16 protein-coding genes and 2 pseudogenes are annotated in these 20,756 nt (G+C 60.9%); 5 read left to right on the top strand and 13 right to left on the bottom strand.

Going from position 1 to position 20,756, the window contains the following annotated elements:
• Positions 1-19: 19 nt before the first annotated feature.
• The 8 genes from HF916_RS00295 to HF916_RS00260 all read right to left on the bottom strand — a co-directional run bounded on the left by HF916_RS00295 (position 20) and on the right by HF916_RS00260 (position 10,348).
• On the bottom strand, positions 20-613 hold the full coding sequence (locus HF916_RS00295) for a sarcosine oxidase subunit gamma (RefSeq protein ID WP_168787379.1): 594 nt from the start codon (positions 611-613) through the stop codon (positions 20-22).
• Positions 603-3,599: a sarcosine oxidase subunit alpha family protein gene (locus tag HF916_RS00290; RefSeq protein WP_168787378.1), complete on the bottom strand. Its 2,997-nt coding sequence runs from the start codon at positions 3,597-3,599 to the stop codon at positions 603-605. Before HF916_RS00290 ends, HF916_RS00295 begins: the two co-directional genes overlap by 11 nt.
• Positions 3,596-3,877, bottom strand: a complete 282-nt coding sequence (locus tag HF916_RS00285) for a sarcosine oxidase subunit delta (RefSeq protein WP_168787377.1) — start codon at positions 3,875-3,877, stop codon at positions 3,596-3,598. The genes HF916_RS00290 and HF916_RS00285 overlap by 4 nt, the downstream gene beginning before the upstream one ends.
• Before the next feature lie 14 nt (positions 3,878-3,891).
• On the bottom strand, positions 3,892-5,136 hold the full coding sequence (locus HF916_RS00280; protein ID WP_168787376.1) for a sarcosine oxidase subunit beta family protein: 1,245 nt from the start codon (positions 5,134-5,136) through the stop codon (positions 3,892-3,894).
• 11 nt (positions 5,137-5,147) lie between these two features.
• Positions 5,148-6,524 (bottom strand): L-serine ammonia-lyase, encoded by a 1,377-nt coding sequence (locus tag HF916_RS00275; RefSeq protein WP_168787375.1) that lies wholly within the window; start codon positions 6,522-6,524, stop codon positions 5,148-5,150.
• Between the two features lie 9 nt (positions 6,525-6,533).
• The gene (gene glyA / locus HF916_RS00270) at positions 6,534-7,793 is read right to left on the bottom strand and encodes a serine hydroxymethyltransferase (protein ID WP_168787374.1); all 1,260 of its coding nucleotides are present in this window, start codon (positions 7,791-7,793) and stop codon (positions 6,534-6,536) included.
• Positions 7,794-7,862: 69 nt separating this feature from the next.
• Positions 7,863-9,074, bottom strand: coding sequence for a M24 family metallopeptidase (locus tag HF916_RS00265; protein WP_168787373.1), 1,212 nt, complete (start codon positions 9,072-9,074; stop codon positions 7,863-7,865).
• 263 nt (positions 9,075-9,337) lie between these two features.
• A complete protein-coding gene (locus tag HF916_RS00260; RefSeq protein WP_168787372.1) occupies positions 9,338-10,348 on the bottom strand; it encodes a GlxA family transcriptional regulator in 1,011 nt (336 codons plus the stop codon).
• A gap of 470 nt (positions 10,349-10,818) precedes the next feature.
• Here HF916_RS00260 and HF916_RS00255 point away from each other — a divergent pair, with 470 nt between their 5' ends.
• Complete coding sequence (locus tag HF916_RS00255; RefSeq protein ID WP_168787371.1) at positions 10,819-11,193, top strand: glutaredoxin family protein; 375 nt, start codon at positions 10,819-10,821, stop codon at positions 11,191-11,193.
• A 609-nt stretch (positions 11,194-11,802) separates the two neighbouring features.
• Here the strand turns inward: HF916_RS00255 and HF916_RS00250 are convergent.
• The gene (locus HF916_RS00250) at positions 11,803-13,008 is read right to left on the bottom strand and encodes an RNA-guided endonuclease InsQ/TnpB family protein (RefSeq protein WP_168787370.1); all 1,206 of its coding nucleotides are present in this window, start codon (positions 13,006-13,008) and stop codon (positions 11,803-11,805) included.
• A 23-nt stretch (positions 13,009-13,031) separates the two neighbouring features.
• On the opposite strand from HF916_RS00250, the gene tnpA reads away from it, so the two are divergent.
• On the top strand, positions 13,032-13,448 hold the full coding sequence (gene tnpA, locus HF916_RS00245; protein WP_168788925.1) for an IS200/IS605 family transposase: 417 nt from the start codon (positions 13,032-13,034) through the stop codon (positions 13,446-13,448).
• Here tnpA and HF916_RS00240 read toward each other — a convergent pair.
• Positions 13,445-13,975 (bottom strand): integrase, encoded by a 531-nt coding sequence (locus HF916_RS00240; RefSeq protein ID WP_431311371.1) that lies wholly within the window; start codon positions 13,973-13,975, stop codon positions 13,445-13,447. The genes tnpA and HF916_RS00240 overlap by 4 nt on opposite strands.
• Before the next feature lie 932 nt (positions 13,976-14,907).
• Between HF916_RS00240 and HF916_RS00235 the strand changes: the two genes are divergently transcribed.
• The gene (locus tag HF916_RS00235; protein WP_206001745.1) at positions 14,908-17,253 is read left to right on the top strand and encodes a tetratricopeptide repeat protein; all 2,346 of its coding nucleotides are present in this window, start codon (positions 14,908-14,910) and stop codon (positions 17,251-17,253) included.
• Here HF916_RS00235 and HF916_RS00230 read toward each other — a convergent pair.
• Positions 17,232-17,894 (bottom strand): annotated as a pseudogene (locus HF916_RS00230) (IS3 family transposase); the annotation flags it as partial. The gene HF916_RS00235 and the pseudogene HF916_RS00230 overlap by 22 nt on opposite strands.
• A gap of 52 nt (positions 17,895-17,946) precedes the next feature.
• Here HF916_RS00230 and HF916_RS00225 point away from each other — a divergent pair.
• A pseudogene (locus tag HF916_RS00225) lies at positions 17,947-19,523 on the top strand (IS3 family transposase).
• A gap of 22 nt (positions 19,524-19,545) precedes the next feature.
• On the opposite strand, the gene HF916_RS00220 reads toward HF916_RS00225, so the two are convergent.
• Positions 19,546-19,800, bottom strand: a complete 255-nt coding sequence (locus HF916_RS00220) for a hypothetical protein (RefSeq protein WP_206001744.1) — start codon at positions 19,798-19,800, stop codon at positions 19,546-19,548.
• On the bottom strand, positions 19,797-20,093 hold the full coding sequence (locus HF916_RS00215; RefSeq protein WP_168787367.1) for a transposase: 297 nt from the start codon (positions 20,091-20,093) through the stop codon (positions 19,797-19,799). The genes HF916_RS00220 and HF916_RS00215 overlap by 4 nt, the downstream gene beginning before the upstream one ends.
• An 81-nt stretch (positions 20,094-20,174) precedes the next feature.
• Here HF916_RS00215 and HF916_RS00210 point away from each other — a divergent pair, with 81 nt between their 5' ends.
• The gene (locus HF916_RS00210; RefSeq protein WP_168787366.1) at positions 20,175-20,567 is read left to right on the top strand and encodes a tetratricopeptide repeat protein; all 393 of its coding nucleotides are present in this window, start codon (positions 20,175-20,177) and stop codon (positions 20,565-20,567) included.
• Positions 20,568-20,756: the final 189 nt, after the last annotated feature.

Genomic DNA, 20,756 nt, shown 5'->3' with positions numbered 1-20,756 from the left:
GTAACAACCCGCGCGCGTGCTACGCAAGATACGGCTTTGCCGCATCGAGCAGCATCAGTGCGCAATATTCGGCAAAGCTGCGTCGCACGATGACCTGGAACCGGTCGTCGCCGGTACGGCACAGCGTGATGCCGGCCTTGAAGAAGTGCGTCTGCGCGCACTGTCCGTCGCCGAACACACGCCGATGCAGATCGAGCGGACAGCCGCTCGCCAGCACATCGCGCACCGTCGAGCCGGCGATATCGATCACCGTATAACCGCTGCTGACATCCACTACCGCGTGGTGTTGGCCATGGAGGCTGGCACGCAACAGCCGTTCGAGATCGGCGCCCATGTCCTGGGTGGAATAGATCAGCCACTCGTCCGGCCCCATCCACAGCGCGGCGCGCTCCCCCACCGTGACGCAGCCGCCAGCGCGTTGCGGCAGCGCAAAGCCCAATGCGCGCGCTACAGGCGCCTCGAATGCGGCACCTGCGCCGCGCAACGTGACGAGCGTCCCGAACGGCCGCTCGGTCAACTGGAAGCGGCCCGCCACGCCGCCCGACGCCGCCGCCGCCGCGATGTTCGCTTCGATCGCGATGAGCGGCGATTCCTGAATCAGATCATTCAACACGCTGACGTACCCCTTGCGGATCGTAGAAAACAGGACTGCACACTTCGGCTTCCACACAACGCGTCGCCGACATCGACACGAACACGCGCTCGCCGATTTTGCCGAGGCCGCCTTTAAGCACGGCGAGCGCGATCGACCGCTGCAGGATCGGGCTCTGGTAGCTCGACGTCACGTGACCCAGCATCGGTGCGATCCCCTGCACCGCCGGCGTCGCGACGATCTGCGCGCCTTCGGTCAATTGGATGCGCGGGTCCACTGTCTTCAACCCGACTAGTTGCTTGCGGTCCTCACGCTGCGTATCCGAGCGCGACAGCGAGCGCTTGCCGAGGCAATCTTTTTTGGCGACCATGCCGCCCATGCCGAGGTCGAACGGCGTCACCGATCCATCCGTGTCCTGCCCGACGATGATGTAGCCTTTCTCCGCACGCAGCACGTGCATGGTCTCGGTGCCATACGGCGTGATGTCGAACTCGCGGCCGGCGCTCATCACCGCTTCCCACACGCCACGCCCGAAGTTCGCGGGCACGTTGACTTCATAAGCCAGTTCGCCAGAGAAACTGATGCGCATGACCCGCGCAGCCGTGCCAGCGACGGTACCGTTGCGATACGTCATGAACGGGAAAGCGGCATTCGCGAAGTCAATGTCCTTGCAGACCTTCTGAAGTACCTTTCGACTGTTCGGCCCCACCACGGCAAATGTCGCCCAGTGATCGGTCACTGACGCGAGATGCACGTTGAGATCCGGCCACTCCGTCTGCAGCCAGCGCTCCATCCAGTTCAGTACCCTCGCGGCGCCGCCCGTGGTCGTCGTCATCATGTAGTGCTGCTCGCCAAGGCGCACTGTCACGCCGTCGTCGAAGACCATGCCGTTCTCGTCGAGCATCAGCCCGTAGCGGCACTTGCCGACTTCCAGCTTGCTCCACGGGTTCGTGTACATCCAGTTGAGCAGCGTGGCTGCATCCGGCCCCTGAATATCAATCTTGCCGAGTGTCGACGCATCCAGAATGCCGACGCTGTTGCGGACAGCCAGGCATTCGCGTGCGACGGCCGCGTGCAAGTCTTCGCCGTTCTTCGGGTAGTACCACGGGCGCTTCCAGTTGCCCACGTCCTCGAACTGCGCACCATGTGCTTCGTGCCACGGATGGATGCAGGTCTTGCGAACCGGATCGAGGAAATCCCCGAGTTCGCGCCCGGCAATGGTGCCGAACGTGACCGGCGTGTAATTCGGCCGGAATGTCGTCGTGCCGGTTTCAGGAATCGTCTTGCCAAGGGCGCCGGCGAGAATTGCCATGCCGTTGATGTTGCCGAGCTTGCCCTGATCGGTGCCAAAACCCATCGCGGTATAGCGCTTCACGTGCTCGACCGAGTGGTAGCCTTCGCGCGCGGCGAGCAGGATGTCTGCCGCCGACACATCATTCTGGAAATCGACGAACCGCTTCGGCCCGCGCGAGCCGTGCCCCCGTGCTGCGACCAGCCAAAGCGGCAGCAGCGGCGTTTCATTCGATGCTTTGGCCTGCCAGCCCGGAACGGCAGGATCAGGCAGTCCTGCAAACAGAGCCGCCCGCTTGCCGGCCGCCACGCCGTCCTCAAGCGCCTCCGGTAGCTGGAACGCGCCCCGTGCGGCGCCGACGCTGCACTCTTCCTGCACGCCAGCGCCCGGCATGAAGCACGCCCTGTCGTCGTTCCACAGTGCCTTGCCGCCTGACTGCGCGAAGAGGTGCAAAACCGGATTCCAGCCGCCCGACATACCCACCAGATCGCATCCGAGCCTGGCGATACGCGCGCCGACGCGGCCCTCTGCATAGCGGGCAATTGTGACGTTGCGCACGCGTTCCTTGCCGCCGGCGTCGATCACCACGGCGTTGTTGGCAATGGCAACTCCGCTGCGCGCAGCCTGTTGCGGCAGTGCGCCCGCGCTGGCGCCGCGAGGATCGACAACCGTCACGTCTGCCCCGTGCATTTTGAGATCGAGTGCAGCGCGATAGCCCTCGTCATTATTTGTGAAAACGACCGCTCGCCGCCCTGGCAGAACACCGTAACGATTGATGTAAGTCGAGATCGCCGATGCGAGCATGATGCCAGGCAGGTCGTTGTTGCCAAATACCAGCGGCCGCTCATGGGCACCGGTCGCGAGGATTACCTTCTTCGCGCGAATCTTCCACAACCGCTCGCGCGTGCCGCCCCGTGTACAAACGGGCAAATGGTCGGTCAGACGTTGTGTGACTGTGACGAGGTTGTGATCCTGATAGCCAAACGCGGTACTTCGGCTCAGGACTGTCACCTCCGCCATAGCTGAAAGCTCGGCCTCGATCGTGCGCACCCAGTCGGCGACCGGCTTGCCGTCGACCCTCTCAGCGCCCGACAGCAGGCTTCCACCCAGTTCCGGTTGATCGTCAACCAGAATGACCCGGGCGCCACTCGCGCTGGCCGTTCGCGCCGCAGCCAGTCCTGCCGGACCCGCACCGACGACCAGCACATCACAATGCGCAAAGCGCTTGTCGTAGCGGCTTGTGTCCTTGACCTCAGGCGACTTGCCCAGACCCGCGGCATGGCGAATGCGCTCCTCATATTTTGGCCAGAAGCTTTTCGGCCACATGAAGGTTTTGTAGTAGAAGCCGGCCGGCATGAAGCGGGCAAATTTCTGGTTGATCGCCATGCGATCGTGTTCGAGACTCGGCTCGGCGTTGACGCTCGTCGCGTCGAGTCCCTGATAAAGCTCGACCTCCGTTGCACGCGCATTCGGAATGGTATGCGCGCCGCGTTCGAGCTGTACCAGCGCGTTCGGCTCCTCGACGCCCGCGGTCACAATGCCGCGCGGGCGGTGATATTTGAAACTGCGGGCTACGAAATGAACGTCGTTGGCAAGCAGCGCGGATGCCAGCGTGTCGCCCTGAAAGCCCTGATAGGTTTTGCCGTTGAAGGTAAACGTGAGCGGGATCGCGCGATTGATGCGCCCGCCCGACGGCAGACGGTTCTGTTGTGTCATGCTAATTCTCCTTCTTTCGGACCGCCTATCTTGCTGACCGATTTGAATGCGTACGTCACGGTGTCACGTTCGGCATTGAACCAGCGGCGGCATCCCTGCGCATGATTCCACTGTTCGCGGTGCAGCCCACGCGTGTTCTTGCGCATGAACAGGTACTCGCCCCATTCGCGGTCGGTCAGCTTCTCGGTGTCGAGCGGACGCACGATCTCGGCTTCGCCGCCGTACGAGAATTCGGACTCGGCGCGCGGCCCGCACCAGGGGCATTGAATGAGCAACATGGATCTCTCCCTGGTTAGTGCGCGACCGCTGCTGCGCCGTGTTCGTCGATCAGATGGCCGGTATAGAACCGGTCCAGCGAGAATGGCGCATTCAGCGGATGCGGTGAATCGTTGGCAATCGTGTGCGCGAAGGCCCAGCCCGAACCCGGCGTAGCCTTGAAGCCACCCGTTCCCCAGCCGCAGTTAAAGTACAGTCCTTTCACGTCAGTCTTGCTGACGATGGGACAGGCATCGGGCGACACATCGACGATCCCGCCCCACTGCCGGTTCATTCGCACGCGCGAGAACACCGGGAACATTTCGACGATGGCCTGCAGCGTGCCTTCAATGGTGTGGAAACTACCGCGCTGTCCATAGCCGGTGTACTGGTCCACGCCGGCTCCGATCACCAGATCGCCCTTGTCCGACTGACTGATGTACGCGTGCACCGCGTTGGACATGATCACCGTATTGACGATCGGCTTGATCGGCTCGGAAACAAGCGCCTGCAGCGGATGGCTCTCAAGCGGCAGGCGGATTCCGGCCATCTCCGCGAGTACGCTGCTGTTGCCTGCTGCGACCACCGCGACCTTCTTCGCCTTGATGAAGCCTTTGACGGTATCGACGCCGACCACGGCGCCATTGGCGCGGCGAATGCCTGTCACGCCACAGTTCTGGATGATATCGACGCCGTGCTGGTCGGCGCCGCGCGCATAGCCCCACGCCACGGCGTCGTGTCGCGCAACGCCAGCCCGACGCTGAAACGATGCACCCAGCACCGGATAGCGACTCTGAAGATTGATCACCGGCACGATCTCCTTGATCTGTGCCGGCGTGAGGAATTCCGCATCGACGCCGTTCAGCCGGTTCGCGTTGACGCGTCGCTCGGTGTCGCGCACGTCCTGCAGGGTATGCGCGAGGTTCATCACACCTCGCTGGCTGAACATCACGTTATAGTTGATGTCCTGCGAAAGGCCTTCCCACAGTTGCAGAGCCTTTTCATACAGGGCGGCCGACTCGTCCCACAGATAGTTCGAGCGCACGATCGTTGTATTGCGCGCGGTATTGCCGCCACCAATCCAGCCCTTTTCCAGGACCGCAATGTTACGCACCCCGAGTTCCTTCGCGAGGTAGTACGCCGTCGCGAGACCGTGCCCGCCGCCACCGACAATCACCACGTCGTACTCTTTCTTCGGCTCGGGGCTCTTCCATGCGCGCTCCCAGTTCTCGTGATACGACAACCCGTTGCGCAACAAACTGAATATCGAATACCGGTTCATCATCTGTCTCCTCAACACTCGATCACGTTGACCGCGAGGCCCCCGCGCGAGGTTTCCTTGTACTTGGTCTTCATATCGGCGCCTGTCTCACGCATCGTCTTGATGACCTTATCCAGCGACACGTAGTGCTTACCGTTGCCGCGCAGTGCCATGCGTGCGGCGTTCACAGCCTTGACTGCGCCCATCGCGTTACGCTCGATGCACGGAATCTGAACAAGACCGCCAACTGGATCGCAGGTCATGCCCAGGTTGTGTTCCATGCCAATTTCGGCGGCGTTTTCGACCTGTTCCGGCGACCCGCCCATCACGGCTGCAAGCGCCGCAGCGGCCATCGAACACGCCACGCCGACTTCGCCCTGACAACCGACTTCCGCACCGGAGATCGACGCATTCTCCTTGTAGAGCAGGCCGATCGCGGACGCGGTCAGCAGAAAGGTCACCGCGCCATCATCGTTCGCACCCGGCACGAACTTCATGTAGTACTGCAGCACGGCCGGGATGATCCCGGCGGCGCCATTAGTCGGTGCGGTCACGATGCGCCCGCCAGCGGCGTTTTCCTCGTTCACCGCCATTGCGTACAGGTTGATCCAGTCGATCATCGACAGCGGATCGCGCAGACTTTCTTCTGATTGCGACTTCAACTGGCGATACAGTTGCGCCGCGCGCCGCTTGACTTTCAGCGGACCGGGCAATGCGCCTTCTATCGAACAACCGCGCGCAATCGCGGCGGCCATCACATTGCGGATCGTCAGGAGCTGCTCGCACACGACATGCGACGGCCGCCATGTCGACTCGTTTTCGAGCATGATCTGCGCGATCGACAGACCACTCTCTCCGCAAAGGCGCAGCAGGTCCACACCGGTTTTGAACGGATAGGGAACCTGTTTCTTGCCGTGCGCACCGTTCAGACGATCCCCCGCATCATCGACAACAAAGCCTCCGCCGACCGAGTAATAGGCCTGCTCGTCGATCACCGCGCCCTGTTTATCGAATGCGGTAAAGCGCATGCCGTTCGGGTGAAACGGCAACACCTCGCGACGCAGGAACGTCAGTTGCAACTTCTCATCGAAGTCGATCCGCTGGACACCCGCAATCTCAAGCGATTTCGACGCACGTATCTGCGCGAGGCGCTGCTCGACGTAGTCGGGATCAATCGTATCGGGCAGGTTTCCCTCGAGCCCGAGCAGCACGGCTTTATCGGTGCCGTGGCCCTTGCCCGTTGCACCCAGCGAGCCAAACAGGTCGGCGCGAATCGCGTGAACGCGATCAAGCGTGCCGCCATCGCGCATCCGTGAGGCGAACCGGCAGGCCGCGATCATCGGGCCCACCGTGTGAGAACTCGATGGCCCGATGCCAATCTTGAAGAGATCGAAGGTGCTGACGTTCATGGTTTTCTCTCAGAGTCCCAGATACACGGGAAAGCGAGCACACAGTTGCGCCACCTGTTTGCGGACCCGCTCCTCGACTTGCGCGTCGCCGAGGTTGTCGAGCACGTCGCAGATCAGTGCCGCTGTCTGCACCGCTTCGGCTTGCCTGAATCCGCGCGTCGTGATGGCCGGCGTGCCGATCCGAATACCGCTCGTCACGAATGGCGATTGCGGATCGTTGGGCACCGTATTCTTGTTGACGGTAATGTGCGCGCGGCCCAATGCGGCATCCGCATCCTTGCCGGTGATCCCCTTCGAGACCAGGCTCACGAGGAACAGGTGATCGTCGGTGCCGCCGGACACCACGTCGTAGCCGCGCTCGATGAATACCGTGACCATCGCGCGCGCATTCGCCAGCGTCTCCTTCTGGTAATCGACGAACTCCGCGCCGAGCGCTTCCTTGAACGCGACAGCCTTTGCTGCAATCACATGCATCAACGGGCCGCCCTGGGTGCCTGGAAAGACCATCGAATTGAGTTTCTTTTCGATCTCTTCGTTGGCTCTCGCCAGGATGAGGCCGCCGCGCGGGCCGCGCAATGTCTTGTGGGTCGTCGTCGTGACGATGTCGGCGAATGGCAGCGGATTCGGATACAGCCCGGCTGCGACCAGTCCGGCGACGTGCGCCATATCGACGAACAGATAGGCGCCGACACGGTCCGCGATCGCCCGAAAACGAGCGAAATCGAGTACTCGCGAATAGGCTGAGAAACCCGCGACGATCATCTTTGGCTCATGTTCGACCGCGAGACGTTCGACTTCGTCATAGTCGATCAGACCGGTTTTCGCATCGACCCCGTACTGGACTGCGTTGTAAATTTTGCCGGAGAATGACACTTTCGCCCCGTGCGTGAGGTGGCCGCCATGTGCGAGACTCATCCCGAGTATCGTGTCGCCCGGCGTGAGCAGCGCCAGATAGACAGCGGCGTTTGCCTGCGAGCCACTGTGCGGTTGCACGTTCGCGTAGTCGGCGGCGAAAAGCTGCTTTGCACGTGCAATGGCGAGCGACTCGACCACATCGGCATGTTCGCAACCACCGTAGTAGCGCTTGCCGGGATAGCCTTCTGCATACTTGTTGGTCAGCACCGAGCCTTGCGCCTCGAGCACGCGCGGGCTGGTGTAGTTTTCCGATGCGATCAGCTCAATATGGTCTTCCTGGCGCTGGCGCTCAAGGCGCATCGCACTGTGGAGTTCCGGATCGAACCCGGCGATGGTCTGTTCTTTCGAAAACATTGAAGCGTCTCCTGCAGCATCCTGGGGTGCCTGCGGCCGTAGCCGCAGGGTGATTCGAACGAGGCCGCATCAGGCCCTGATGATGTTGTGCTCCGGACCGTACGGGAATGCGGTAATGTTGGTCGCACTCTTCTCGCCGACCACCAGGATGTCGTGCTCGCGATAGCCGCCCGCACCCGGCAGGCCTTGCGGCAGCATGATCATCGGTTCCATCGAAATCACCATGTTCGGCTCAAGCACCGTGTCGATGTCTTCGCGCAGTTCGAGCCCCGCTTCGCGCCCGTAGTAATGCGACAGCACGCCGAACGAATGGCCATAACCGAACGTGCGGTACTGCAGCAGGTTGTACTCCGCGTAGATCTTGTTCAGTTCGTGCGCGATATCGCTGCAGCGTGCGCCCGGCTTGATCAGCTTCAGCCCCGCCTCATGCACTTCGACGTTGACCTTCCACAGACGCAGGTGCGCGTCAGAGCAGTGGTCGAAGAACATCGTGCGTTCGAGTGCGGTGTAATAGCCGGCGATCATCGAGAAGCAGTTCAGGCTCAAAATGTCGCCCTTCTGCACCTTGCGCGTCGTCACCGGATTGTGCGCGCCGTCCGTGTTGATGCCTGACTGGAACCACGTCCACGTGTCCATCAGTTCCGAATCGGGAAAGCGGCGCGCGATCTCGCGGACCATCGCCTGGGTCGACGCGAGTGCGACCTCGTGTTCGGGCACCCCCTCATGAACCGCCGCAGCGAGCGCCGCACCGCCCACGTCGCAGACATTCGCGCCGTGCGTGATGACCGCAATTTCCTCGGCCGACTTGATCATGCGCATGCGCATCGTCTGCGCGCTGATGTCGACGAATTCGACTGACGGCAATGCGGCCTTCAGCTTGGCCAGCACATCGACCGGCACATGATCGAACTCGATGCCCACACGCCCCTTGTTCTCGATTTCCTGCTGCACGCCACGGAAGAAGTTGTCGCGCTGCCAGTCGGTGTAGACCACGTTGTAGTCACCGACCGTGCGGCGCCACGGCTGGCCACCGTCGATGTTCGCCGAGATCGACACGACCTTTTTCTGCGTGACCACCAGCCCGTATTTACGGCCGAACGAGCAGTACAGGAAGTCTGCGTAGTAGTTGAGGTTGTGATACGACGTGAACAGCACGGCGTCGATGTTCTCGCGCGCCAGCAGATCACGAAGCTTGCCCTGGCGGCTGGCGTACTCGGCTTCCGAGAAGGTGTGCTTCACCTTTTCGCCGTTCTCGATTCGAATCAGATTCTCCAGTTTCATGCGCTCGCTCCTTGGTGAAAATGGTCGGTGGGTGTGAGCAGATGATAGGAGTTCGGCGTTTTTTAAGATTTCTAAATACGACTCTATAGTTTCCGATTTCGCCATCAAGGGTTTACCACGGCAATCGTCGCCGGCACTTCCGGCAGGTCCGTCAACCGATTGGCTGCAACGCAGCGATGGGGCAGTGCGCCGGCATGGCGCACGCACGTGCTTCGCCCCGCGCCGTAATGCGCAGGATGAACGAAGGCGATCGCCGTCAGCGCTTACAGCGCGTTCTGATAACGCCTGCGGTCGGCGATCGGGGATATCTCGAACTGCGCCTTGTAACGCGTCGCGAAATGCGTCATCGACGTAAAGCCGGTGCGTGCGCAGACCTCTTCGAGCGGCTGACCGGTGCGGTACAGCAATTGGCGGGCGCGCAACAGACGAATCTCCACATAAGCCTGGGCGGGCGTCTTGCCGAGCCGGTCGTTAAACCAGCGCTCCAGTTGCCGCTGCGAGACGCCCAGGAAAGCCGCGATCTCAGCGACCGAAAGTGGCTCTTCGACATTGCTCTCCATGATCTGAAGGGCCTCGTCGAGCTTCACATGTTCGGCGCCCATGTACTGGCGCAGCGACGTACGCTGGTGCTGCTCAGGACCGCGTTGCTCGGCCACCAGCAATTCCAGTACGCGCGCGGCAAGCGACCGGCTGCCCGGCGGCATGCCGAGCAGGTGCACCATCAGGTCGAGCGGCGCCACGCCGCCGCTGCACGTGTAGCGGTCGCGATCGACTTCATACAGACGGTTCGACACGATCAACCCGGGAAACTGCCCCAGCAGCACGTCCTGATCTTCCCAGTGGATCGTGCATCGATAACCGTTCAACAACCCCGCGCGCGCGAGAAAGTAGCTCCCGGTGTCGAGGCCGCCCAGCGCCGTACCCTTGCGCGCGTGAAGCCGCAGCCAGTCGAGCAGCGCGCCGATCCCCCTGTGCGGGATCGGATTGGGCCCGACGACGAACACCGCGTCGAACGACCCAGGATCGGCGATCGTCGCGTCGGACAGGACACGGATGCCGTCGCTCGACTGCACGTATCCGCCGCCGGTCGAGATCAACTGGTAGTCGTAGACGCGCCGGCCGATGATCATGTTGGCGATCCGCAGCGGATCGACCGCTGCACCAAGCGCAATCAAAGAGAAGTTATCGAGCAGCAGAAACCCGCACCTGGTCACGCGCAGATCGTGAAGTCCGTCAGGTCTCCGGTCTTCGGGCTTGATTGGAGTCGTTGGCATAGGCGGGCTAGTGGCTGGCAAGGACGCAGCGAGCTTGCTGGAAACCCCGCCATCATATCCGCACCTGGCGTCGCGTCATTTTTTTACCAGCGGACAAACCCTTTGGCTTGTGTGCAAATAGATAGTTTTGGCGAGCCAATGGCGATACTTCAGGAAGCCTTATTCTCAATCAACGCGCTCATTCATCAGGCGCATAGCTGCACGTTGTGCACCGCGTGCCTCCTACCATCAAGCCAGCATTTCGCCTCTCGCATTGTCTAGTCAACGGCCGTTAAGGGCGCAGCAACCGCCGCTCGAATGACGTTGTAGCGAAGTGAGGGAATGACCGTAGATGGCCGCTCCCGACCATCGCGGCCGGCCCGGCTAGGGTCGTACGCTGCCCATCGCGATAGCCTTTGTTAGGCCGGGAGCAGTCGGATCTTGAAAAGAGTAGACTTGCCCGCTCCCATTCGCCGTTCAAGGTAGTCTCTATGTTGATGAAAGCCCTGCGTATCGGTCTCGGCCGGTTGATTTTACTCGGCGACGCCGTCACTCGCCCGCGCCCGCAACGTCGTTCGACGCAAGGCCAGGCAATGGTGGAAAAAGAAGCGGCGCGGCTGTCGCTGTATCAGTTCCATGCGTGCCCCTTCTGCGTCAAGACCCGGCGAGCCCTGCATCGTCTGAATGTGTCTATGACGCTTCACGACGCCAAAAACGACCCTGTGCAACGGGGTCGTCTGCTGGCCGGCGGCGGCAAGGTGAAAGTGCCTTGCCTGCATATTCAAGAAGATGGCCAGTCGCGATGGCTGTACGAATCCAACGCCATCATCGCCTATCTGGAGCAACGCTTCGCCGGGATCGTCTGATCCGTCGCGCGCAGCCGTGAGGCTTTTAGGTAAGCTCCGGCCCTGCCTTGCTCGTTGGCATCGAGCTTGGTCGTCTGCGGCTCCGGAATCCGACTAACATCGGCGGCATGAAATGGGTCGCGGTTTGGCCGTGTGCCGCCTCATGTAATCAGCATGCGCGGCCCGAGCCTCCCAAGGCTGCGATCGGCGGCACGCGACCCTCTCCAAACGTTGGAAGTTGCGCGACATGAACGGCAGCTCTCCAAAGTTTACCGGCCATGCAGACCCGCACCTCGCAGGGGATACGACGAATGCCTAGCCGATATACTGTCCGGCGCGTTGAGTCGGGCAACGCCGCTCACCCGAGCACAGAATCATGCTCCGGTCACCTGCGCAAGAAGACCATGAACACGTCTACTCGAGTCAGCGAGCGAGGGATCCAATTGCTCCGACACGGGCTCCACGGCCATGCTTCACACCAACAGCAGTCCTCCCGAGCTGCGATAGTCCTTACAGATAGGGAGTTGCAAAGGGGGCTTGAACGAATGTTGACATCCTCCTCCCCCTCTCGCTGACGCTTGCCGGCCGAAGGCCGGGAAGGGGGAGGATTCTACTGCGCTACGTGATGCGCTACGTAGTCGCTTCGGCGGGTTCCTGCCACGACGCCCTTACCTCAGGCGAAGAATCAGCACAGGCTAACGAGCGCTGTCCGCGCTCTAAAATATTGATTGCACCGACCACGTCGGCGTGATTCCCGTATCCGCACGACACACACGCGAACCGGGCTTGAGTCTTCCGGTTCTCCCTCGCCACGTGTGCGCAGCACGGGCACGTGCGGCTCGTGTTGTGCGCCGGTACCGCGAGCAGCAGGCCGCCGGACCAGGCCGTCTTGTACTCGGGTTGGCGCCGGAATTCGCGCCAGCCCTGGTCGGGAATAGACTTATTGAGCCCGGCCTTTGCCCGGACCTTCTTGCCCGGCGCCTCAATGCTGCCCCTTGCCGACTTGCCCAGGTTGAGCACCTGCAGGTCTTCGATACATACGAGCGCGTGGTTTTTGCTGATCGTTGCAGAAGCTTTGTGCAGGAAGTCTTTGCGGGCGTTCGCGATGTCAGTGTGAATCTTCTGCACGCGGGCCTTCGTTTTCTTCCAGTTACGGCTGAATTTCTTCTTGCGCGCCATGTGCCGCTGGTACCTGGCGAGGCGCTGCTCGTGCTTCCTGAAGCTGTTGAGCGCGGCGACGTGCGAGCCATCGCTCAACGTGGCGAAGCGTGCGATTCCGACGTCTATGCCGATCGCGCTTGTGGCAGTCGGCAATGGTACGTCGACTTCGCGCTGCGTCTGGATGCTGGCGAACCACTTCCCGCCAGACTGGCTGACCGTGACATTGCGCACCTCGCCGAGCACGGACCGACTCTTGCGGTAGCGGATGTAGCCGAGCTTTGGCAGAAACAGACGGCTGTTGCCCTGCTCGAGTTTGACCTGTTTCGGGTCCGGGAACCGGAAGCTATCCCCGATGCCCTTGCGCTTGAAACGCGGAAAGGCTGCCCGCTTCTCGAAGAAATTCGTATAGGCGCGCTCGAGATCTTTTAGCGCCTGCTGCGATGGATGCGCGGGCGCATCGGCAAGCCAGGGCGTTTGCGCGCTGTTGCGCCACCCGGTGAGCAGCTTGCACAGGCCAGGATAGCCGAGCTTCTTCTCGCCGGCCGCATAGCGCTCCTGCTGCAACGCCAACGCCTTGTTATAGACGAACCGGCACGCGCCGGCGAAGCGGCGCATCTTGCGCGTCTGCTCGCCGGTGGGAATCAGTTCGAATTTGTAGGCTTGCAGGCGTTCCATGCGTGAAAGTAAACTATTGGTCCATGACTCCTGACCACGATATTCGACGCGGCCGCCACTGCGTATTCTTGATGCATGTCCATTTGGTCTTTGTGACAAAGTATAGGCGTGGCGTCTTCACGAAACAGATCCTGGACCATATGCGCGGACTCTTCGCGAGCGTGTGCACGGATTTTGAGGCGGAGCTCGTTGAGTTCGACGGCGAGGATGATCACGTACACCTGCTGGTGAACTATCCGCCCAAGGTATCGGTGTCCGCGTTGGTGAACAGCCTGAAAGGCGTTTCCAGTCGCGTGATACGCAAGAAAAACTACCCCAGCATCCGGCACAAACTGTGGGGCGGTGCGCTATGGTCGCCGTCCTACTTCGCCGGAAGCTGTGGCGGCGCGCCCATTGAGATCATCCGCCAGTACATTGAACAACAGCAAACGCCACACTAACGGCCGCAATGGACGCCTTCGGCGCCCGCGCTATCCTTCCTCGCCCTGGAAGGACGAGGCTTGCCGCGCTCCGGGTCAAGCCCGATCGATTCTATCCAGCGATGCACCAGGCGGGCGTATTGACGCGTCGAAAGGTGTGGCGACTCGTGAATGCGGCTCGGTGCTGGGAACAGAAAGTCGGGAGGCGACAGTCTTGCTGCCTTAATGCACGCTTCCGCACCATCTCTGGTTAGCTCGGTTATTTCGAACTGAACCGGCCGTTGCGCTTTCTGCTGCATCACCGTAGCCCGTGACGCAACGCGCTGACCAAGGCAGATATCACGCACTCGCAGTTTGGTCAGGTCGCACGCTCTCAACTTGCTGTCGATGGCCAGGTTGAACATCGCAAGATCGCGTGTTCTGGCTGCCAGTTGCAGACGAGTCCTGATTGCCCAGATCTCCTTCAGTTTCAGCGGCGGCTTCTGGCCCGTTAACTTGCCTTTGTTCCAGGGCACACGTCCCGCGCTGACAACGGTTGTCGCTTCCATGACGATCTCCTTTCAGGTGAAGGGAGTGCCAGTCTGCGCCGACCACCCGGGGACGATAACCGACCCACTGCCGCCGCTCAAACGAGTTCCGCCTCGACCGCAGCTTTCAAGGTACAGAAGCGGTCATTAATTCTTCGGGGTCGGTCGGCAGATCATCGGCCATTCCTGCCGTTCATGCCTTCGCGGTTGCGGGCAATCCTCAATGTCCGGTACCGGGCATTGAGGATTGGCGCTATCGGCCAGGATCGCTCATTCGCAAGCGGCGAGATAGTTTACTTAATTCAAACCGCCATAGTTGCTCACACCAGTAGCGCACGTCGATGGGGCTGCATTCCTCCCCGTCTTTCCGGTACATCTCCCGACGGTCGCGCACGGTTGACCAAGTCTTCCCAGTTGGACGCAACGTTCAAAAAGTCCAGGGCTTGGCCGTTTTCAATGATCAGCCTTCTCCCCGTCGGCCAGTGCAACAGCGAAAGAAAAAGTGACCAATACTTAACTGGAGGAATCGGTTGTTCACAAAGGCCAAAACGCGCTCTTGCCGGAGGTACGATTATGGATTGGACGAAGGTGGTCACCGAACCGGCAGGGCTGGCGGGGTTCGCCTTGTCTTTGATGTTTGGGGTGCTCAGCGCGCGGCGGGGGATGCCGCGTTGGTGGCCTGCAGCGGCCGCGGCTCTTGCCGCCGCCAGTGTCGTAGGAGGGCTCTTCCTCGCGTATAAAAGCCTTGGGGTCGCCCCTGAAAATGCCGCTTCCGCACCGGTATCGAGCTCAGTGAAATCCAACGAGGCAGTTACAAGCGGGGACTGCTCACCGACCTATGCCGGTGTAACGGTAGGCGGGAACATGGAAAGCTCGGCCAACTGCGGCGCGCAACCGTCTTCCAAGAACGCCGAGGGGCAACGCAAATGAGTCCGCGCAAAACGTTGCCGGTCATGGCAATCGCCATTGCCATTGCCATTGCCATTGCCGCAAGTGTGCCGCGAATGTTGCATGCCGCCGACTCAGCGAGTTCCGCCGGACCTTGTTCTCCAGCGTTTGCCGAAATCGCGGTCAAGGGCAATTTCCAGGTCCAGGTCACCTGCGGGCTACCGGCCCAAAGCTTCGATAGCATGGCTGCTGAGCTAGGCAGATTGCGTCGCGAAAACAAGCTCTCGAGTGCGCAGATGGTGTCGCTCGTCAAAGCCGCCAATGTGATGATGGGCACCGTGTACGCGCAGTTAGGTGGGATGGAACAAAAGATGGATGCCGGTTTCGCAAATGTCATAAAGGTAATGGAAGGCATCGGCAACCAGACTAAGAACCAGCCCGGCGTCGATCCAGAGACCGAAGCGAAGGAGTGGAAGGCGCGTTACGAAGAATTGTTACACAGGTCGCAGGCTATCGAAGGTTCGGATTCTCGTGACCAACAAGTGCGCGACGCGATCGAGCGCTTCGATCTGGACGGCGCGTCGCGGCTGCTAAATGAGATGCTCGCAGAGCAGCAAGCGCCGGAGAAGGCATTTGCAGCGCGCTATTTCAGCGCGGGTCAGATTGAACTGCTGCGCTTTAGATCTCAGGACGCACTACCGTATCTGGAAAAGGCGTATGCATTGCAACCCGAAGACACGGACATCGCATTTTTATTTGGCAGCACCTTGCAAAAGCAGAACGAGTTCCAGCGAGCCATCGTGGTCTACGAGGCGCTGTTGTTGCGCTATCGGGAGCTGGCGCAGGTGAAACCCACGCCCTATCGGCGCGATGTGGCGGTGACACTCAATAACCTGGGCGCTCTCTACATGGGGATCCAGCGGTTCAAGGAGGCGGAGGACGCCTTCCGGGAGGCCCTCGAGATCTATCGCACACTGACGCCTGAAGAGCCGGGCGCCTATCGGCCTGATTTGGCGACCATGCTCAACAACCTGGGCCTTTTCTATAGCAACATCCGGCGGTTCAAGGAGGCGGAGGACGCGTATCGAGAGGCGGTCCTGATTCAGCGGGCGCTGGGGCGGGAAAATCCGGCCGCCTATCAGCCTGGGCTGGCGATGACGCTCAGCAACCTGGGCCTTCTCTACAGCAATACCCAGCGGTTCAAGGAGGCGGAGGATGTCGATCGGGAGGCGGTCGAGATCCAGCGGGCGCTGGCACAGGAAAAGCCGGGCGCCTATCGGCCTGATTTGGCGACCATGCTCAACAACCTGGGCTTTGTCTACAGCAACACCCAGCGGTTCAAGGAGGCGGAGGACGTCGATCGGGAGGCGGTCGAGATCCAGCGGGTGCTGGCACGGGAGAATCCGGCCGCCTATCAGCCTGGGCTGGCGAAGATGCTCAGCAACCTGGGCCTTCTCTACAGCAACATCCAGCGGTTCAAGGAGGCGGAGGACGTCGGTCGGGAGGCCCTTGAGATCTATCGCGCACGGGCGCGGGAGAACCCGGCGGCTTACCAACCCGACCTCGCGCGGACACTGAACAACCTGGGCCTGCTCTACAGCAGCATCCAGCGGTTCAAGGAGGCCGAGGACGCGTATCGAGAGGCGGTCGAGATTCAACGGGCGCTGGCGCGGAAGAATCCGGCCGCCTACCAGCCTGACCTAGCGAAGATGCTCAGCAACCTGGCCTATCTGTACAGCAATACCCAGCGGCTGAAGGGCGCGGAGGATGCGTTACGGGAGGCGGTCGAGATTCAACGGGCGCTGTCACGGGAAAAACCAGACGCCTATCGGCCTGATTTGGCGATCATGCTCAACAATCTGGGCGGCCTCTATAGCAATACCGAGCGGTTCAAGGAGGCGGAGGACGCCTATATCGAGGCGCTGAAGCTCCAGCGGGGGCTGGCGCAGGGTAATCCGGCGGCCCATCGGCCCCTGCTGGCGAGGATTCTCGGTAACCTGGCCCTTCTCTACGGCAATACCCAACGGTTCAAGGAGGCGGAGAACGCCGAACGGGAGGCCCTTGAGATCTATCGCGGCCTGGCGCGGGAGAACCCGGCGGCTTACCAACCGGACCTCGCGCTAACACTGAACAACCTAGGTGGCCTCTACGACAAGACCCGGCGGTTCAAGGAGGCGGAGGACGCCTTTATCGAGGCGCTGAAGCTCCGGCGGGACCTGGCGCAGAAGAACCCGGCCGCTTATCAACCCGGCGTCGCAACGACACTCAATAACCTCGGCGTGCTCTATGGCAACACCCAGCGGTTCAAGGATGAGGAGGACGCGCTTCGAGAGGCGCTGGAGATTCAGCGGGCGCTCGCACGGGAGAACCCGGCCGCCTACTGTAGTGGTCAAGTTATTTCGGACAGGTAGATAGGTTCTTTTACTGTCGGATTTGCCTCGTAGGCAGCGGGCGACAGATAGCCCAAAGTTGAATGCAGGCGCACGGCATTGTAGAAGCCAACGATGTACTGGTTGATGTCGCGCCGTGCCTCATCGTGGTTGGCGTACTGACGCTGCCATACGCGCTCCATTTTCAGGTTCAGGAAGAACCGCTCCATCACCGAGTTGTCCCAGCAATTTCCCTTGCGGCTCATGCTGCAAACCACGTGATGCTGCCTGAGCAAGGCCTGGTATTCATCGCTCGCGTATTGGCTGCCCCTGTCCGAATGTAGCAGCAGTCCGGGCGCTGGCCGGCGCTGCTGTAGTGCCATGGTCAGTGCCGACATGACCAGTGCGGCGGGCATCGTGGGCGCCATGGACCAGCCGACCACCTTGCGTGAGTACAGGTCCAGCACAACCGCCAGATACAGCCAGCCCTGCGCTGTGCGGATGTAGGTGATGTCTGAAACCCACGCGCGATTGGGCTCGGCAACATCAAACTGCCGGTCGAGCACATTCTCCGCCACAGGTAGCGTATGCCTGCTGTCGGTCGTCGAGACGAACTTGCGCTTCCAACTCGTACGCAGACCTGCTTCACGCATCAGCGTACGCACCCGGTAACCCCCGGTGTCACAATAGTTGTCGCCTCTGAATTTTCTTAAATTGAAGAGTCAGAGGTGCAGGTTGAAGGCGAAACAAACGTATTCTGTCGAGTTCAAAGAGCAAGCGCTGTCGAAAGTTTTGCAGCGCGGGAGCCGCACGGTTGGATCGGTGGCCGACGAATTGAACATGAATTTACTGACATTAAGGAAGTGGATGAGAGGTAGCGCCGCTGCGGGTCGGAGCTCAGGCTCCGGACTAGCAAAACGTCCAGAAGACTGGTCGCCGGAAGAACGGCTGCTGGCTTTGCATGAGAGCCACGGCCTGGTCGACGAAGCACTGAACGCGTGGTGTCGTGAGCGGGGGCTGTTCGCTCATCATCTCACGCAGTGGCGCATGGATTTTTGCGCCGTCGGCGGGACCGGCGGTCGGCGTGAGAACGGCCAGGAAGTACGGGATCTGAAGCAAGCCAATGTCCAATTACAGCGCGAATTGAACCGCAAGGAGAAAGCGCTGGCGGAGGCGGCGGCGCTGTTGGTGCTGCAAAAAAAGTATCGTGCGCTGTTCGAGGGCGAGGCCGAATGACAGCCCTTGAAGAGCGCAAGACATTGATCGGCCTGATCAGCGAGGCGACCCTGGCGGGGGCTCGCCAGGCGCCCGCGTGTGAGATGCTGGGGCTGAGCGCACGGACGGTTCAGCGTTGGCAAGGTGGCGAACCTGACGCGGTGGACGGGCGCTCGTTACGACACCATGAGCCATCTCACAAGCTGAGCGCCGAGGAACGCACCGAGCTGCTGGCAGTTGCGAACTCGGCCGAGTTTGGTCATTTGCCGCCGAGCCAGATCGTGCCTCGGCTGGCTGACCAGCAACGCTATATCGCCTCGGAGTCGACGTTCTATCGGGTGCTGAAAGCCGAGAAGCAGCTTGCCCATCGGCGCAGTGAACGGCCGGTCAAATCATGCGGCAAACCACGAGCGGTTCGCGCGGACGCGCCGAATCAGCTTTACAGTTGGGACATCACGTACTTGCCGGCGACGATCCGCGGGCAGTACTTTTATCTGTATCTGTTTATGGACGTGTTCAGCCGCAAGATCGTCGGCTGGCAGGTCTACGCCGAAGAGAGTAGCGCCCAGGCCAGCGAGGTGCTCAAGGATCTATGCGCGCGTGAGGCGATACAGCCCAACCAGGTAATTTTGCACTCCGACAACGGCGGCCCAATGAAGGGCGCCACGATGCTTGCCACCTTGCAGGCCTTGGGCGTGATGCCGTCGTTGAGTCGCCCCGGCGTGAGCAACGACAACCCCTATTCGGAATCGTTGTTCAAAACGCTGAAGTACCGGCCCGCTTATCCGTTAGAGGCATTCGATACCCTGTTCGCCGCCCGCACCTGGGTTGCAGAACTGGTGCGCTGGTACAACCACGAACACCGCCACAGTGCGATCCGTTTCGTGACGCCGGCCCAGCGCCATGCGAATCTTGATCAGGACATCCTCGAGCGCCGCAAGGCGCTCTACGAGGGTGCGCGCGAACGTCATCCGCTACGATGGAAAGGTGCCACGCGGGACTGGCAGCGCGTTCATGTCGTGCATCTGAATCCCGATCGTGCTGAGCCGACGGTCAACATTCGACGACCCCGTAACCAGGAATTAAAAGCAGCCTGAATTCAAAACGTCGAGGCGACAACTAGCTGGAAAACTTCCGGTAACGACCCATACGTAGCCCCTGTTCCCGCAGCGCATACATCACACGCCGGCTGCCATAGCTCGCGCCGCTGGCGGCGAATGCTGCCTTGACGTGGGTCTGTTGCTGCAGGCTCTTTACGCTCGGCTTCGCACGCCGGTGCTCATAATAGCCAGAGCGGCTCACCTGCAAAAGCCGGCAGGCATGACTGACCGATACGGCCTCCTGTTGCAAGTGAGTCACCACGCGGTAACTCACTTCAGTTCCCGGGCAAAGAAGGCCGATGCTTTTTTTAACAGCGAGTTGTCCTCTCTCAATTGCCGGTTCTCAGCTTCAAGCTGCCGGATGCGCTGCTGTTCCGCCGTCAGCGGCTTGCCCACGCCAGGGCCGCCAGCGCGCTCCGCATCATACTGCGCCACCCAGCGCCGTACGGCTGTCTCTACAAGGTCCATCGACCGGCAGACTTCGCCGACCGATAAGCCCTGGTCTCGAACCATCCGTACCACTTCCAGCTTGAAGCTGGTGTCAAATTGTCGGCGCCTTCTTGTCATCTATCGTTTTTCCTCGTCGATTCCGGATTGTCCTCCTATCGACCTGTCCGAGGAAATTAGACCATCACATACCAACCCGACGTGGCACGAACACTCAACAACCTGGGAGTTGTCTACAGCGACACGCAGCGGTCCAAGGAGGCGGAGGACGCGTATCGAGAGGCGTTGGAAATCCGTCGGGCATTGGCGCGCGAGAACCCGGCTGCCTATCGACCCGACGTTGCAAGGACACTCAATAACCTTGCCGTGCTCTACAGCGACACCCAGCGGTTCAAGGAGGCGGAGGACGCGTTTAGAGAGGCGGTCGAGATTCTGCGGGCGCTGGCGAGCGAGAATCCGGCCGCCTATCGGCCTGAGCTGGCGAAGACGCTCAACGACCTGGGCGTGCTCTACAGCAACACCCAGCGGCTGAAGGAAGCGGAGGACACAAAACGTGAGGCCGCAGAAATTCTCGGTACAACTGCAAAGCAATAGGTCCGTATTCCAGTGAAGGCGGCGTTGCCGGATCTCATCGCGTCTCAATAACACACCTTTGGTGACCATCTGGCATCTGGCGTGGTTGCCGCAATGCGAGGGAATGTCCTCGCGCGTCGTGCACATATGGGTCTTGCAAATCCCGTCCGGTCAACTCCAAAGATCGGCAGTCCAAGAGCCGGTGAGATC

The organism is Paraburkholderia aromaticivorans (assembly GCF_012689525.1).
Classification (GTDB): domain Bacteria; phylum Pseudomonadota; class Gammaproteobacteria; order Burkholderiales; family Burkholderiaceae; genus Paraburkholderia; species Paraburkholderia aromaticivorans_A.
The sequence above is the reverse complement of the archived record's forward strand: the minus strand, read 5'-3'. Positions and strand labels throughout refer to the sequence as shown.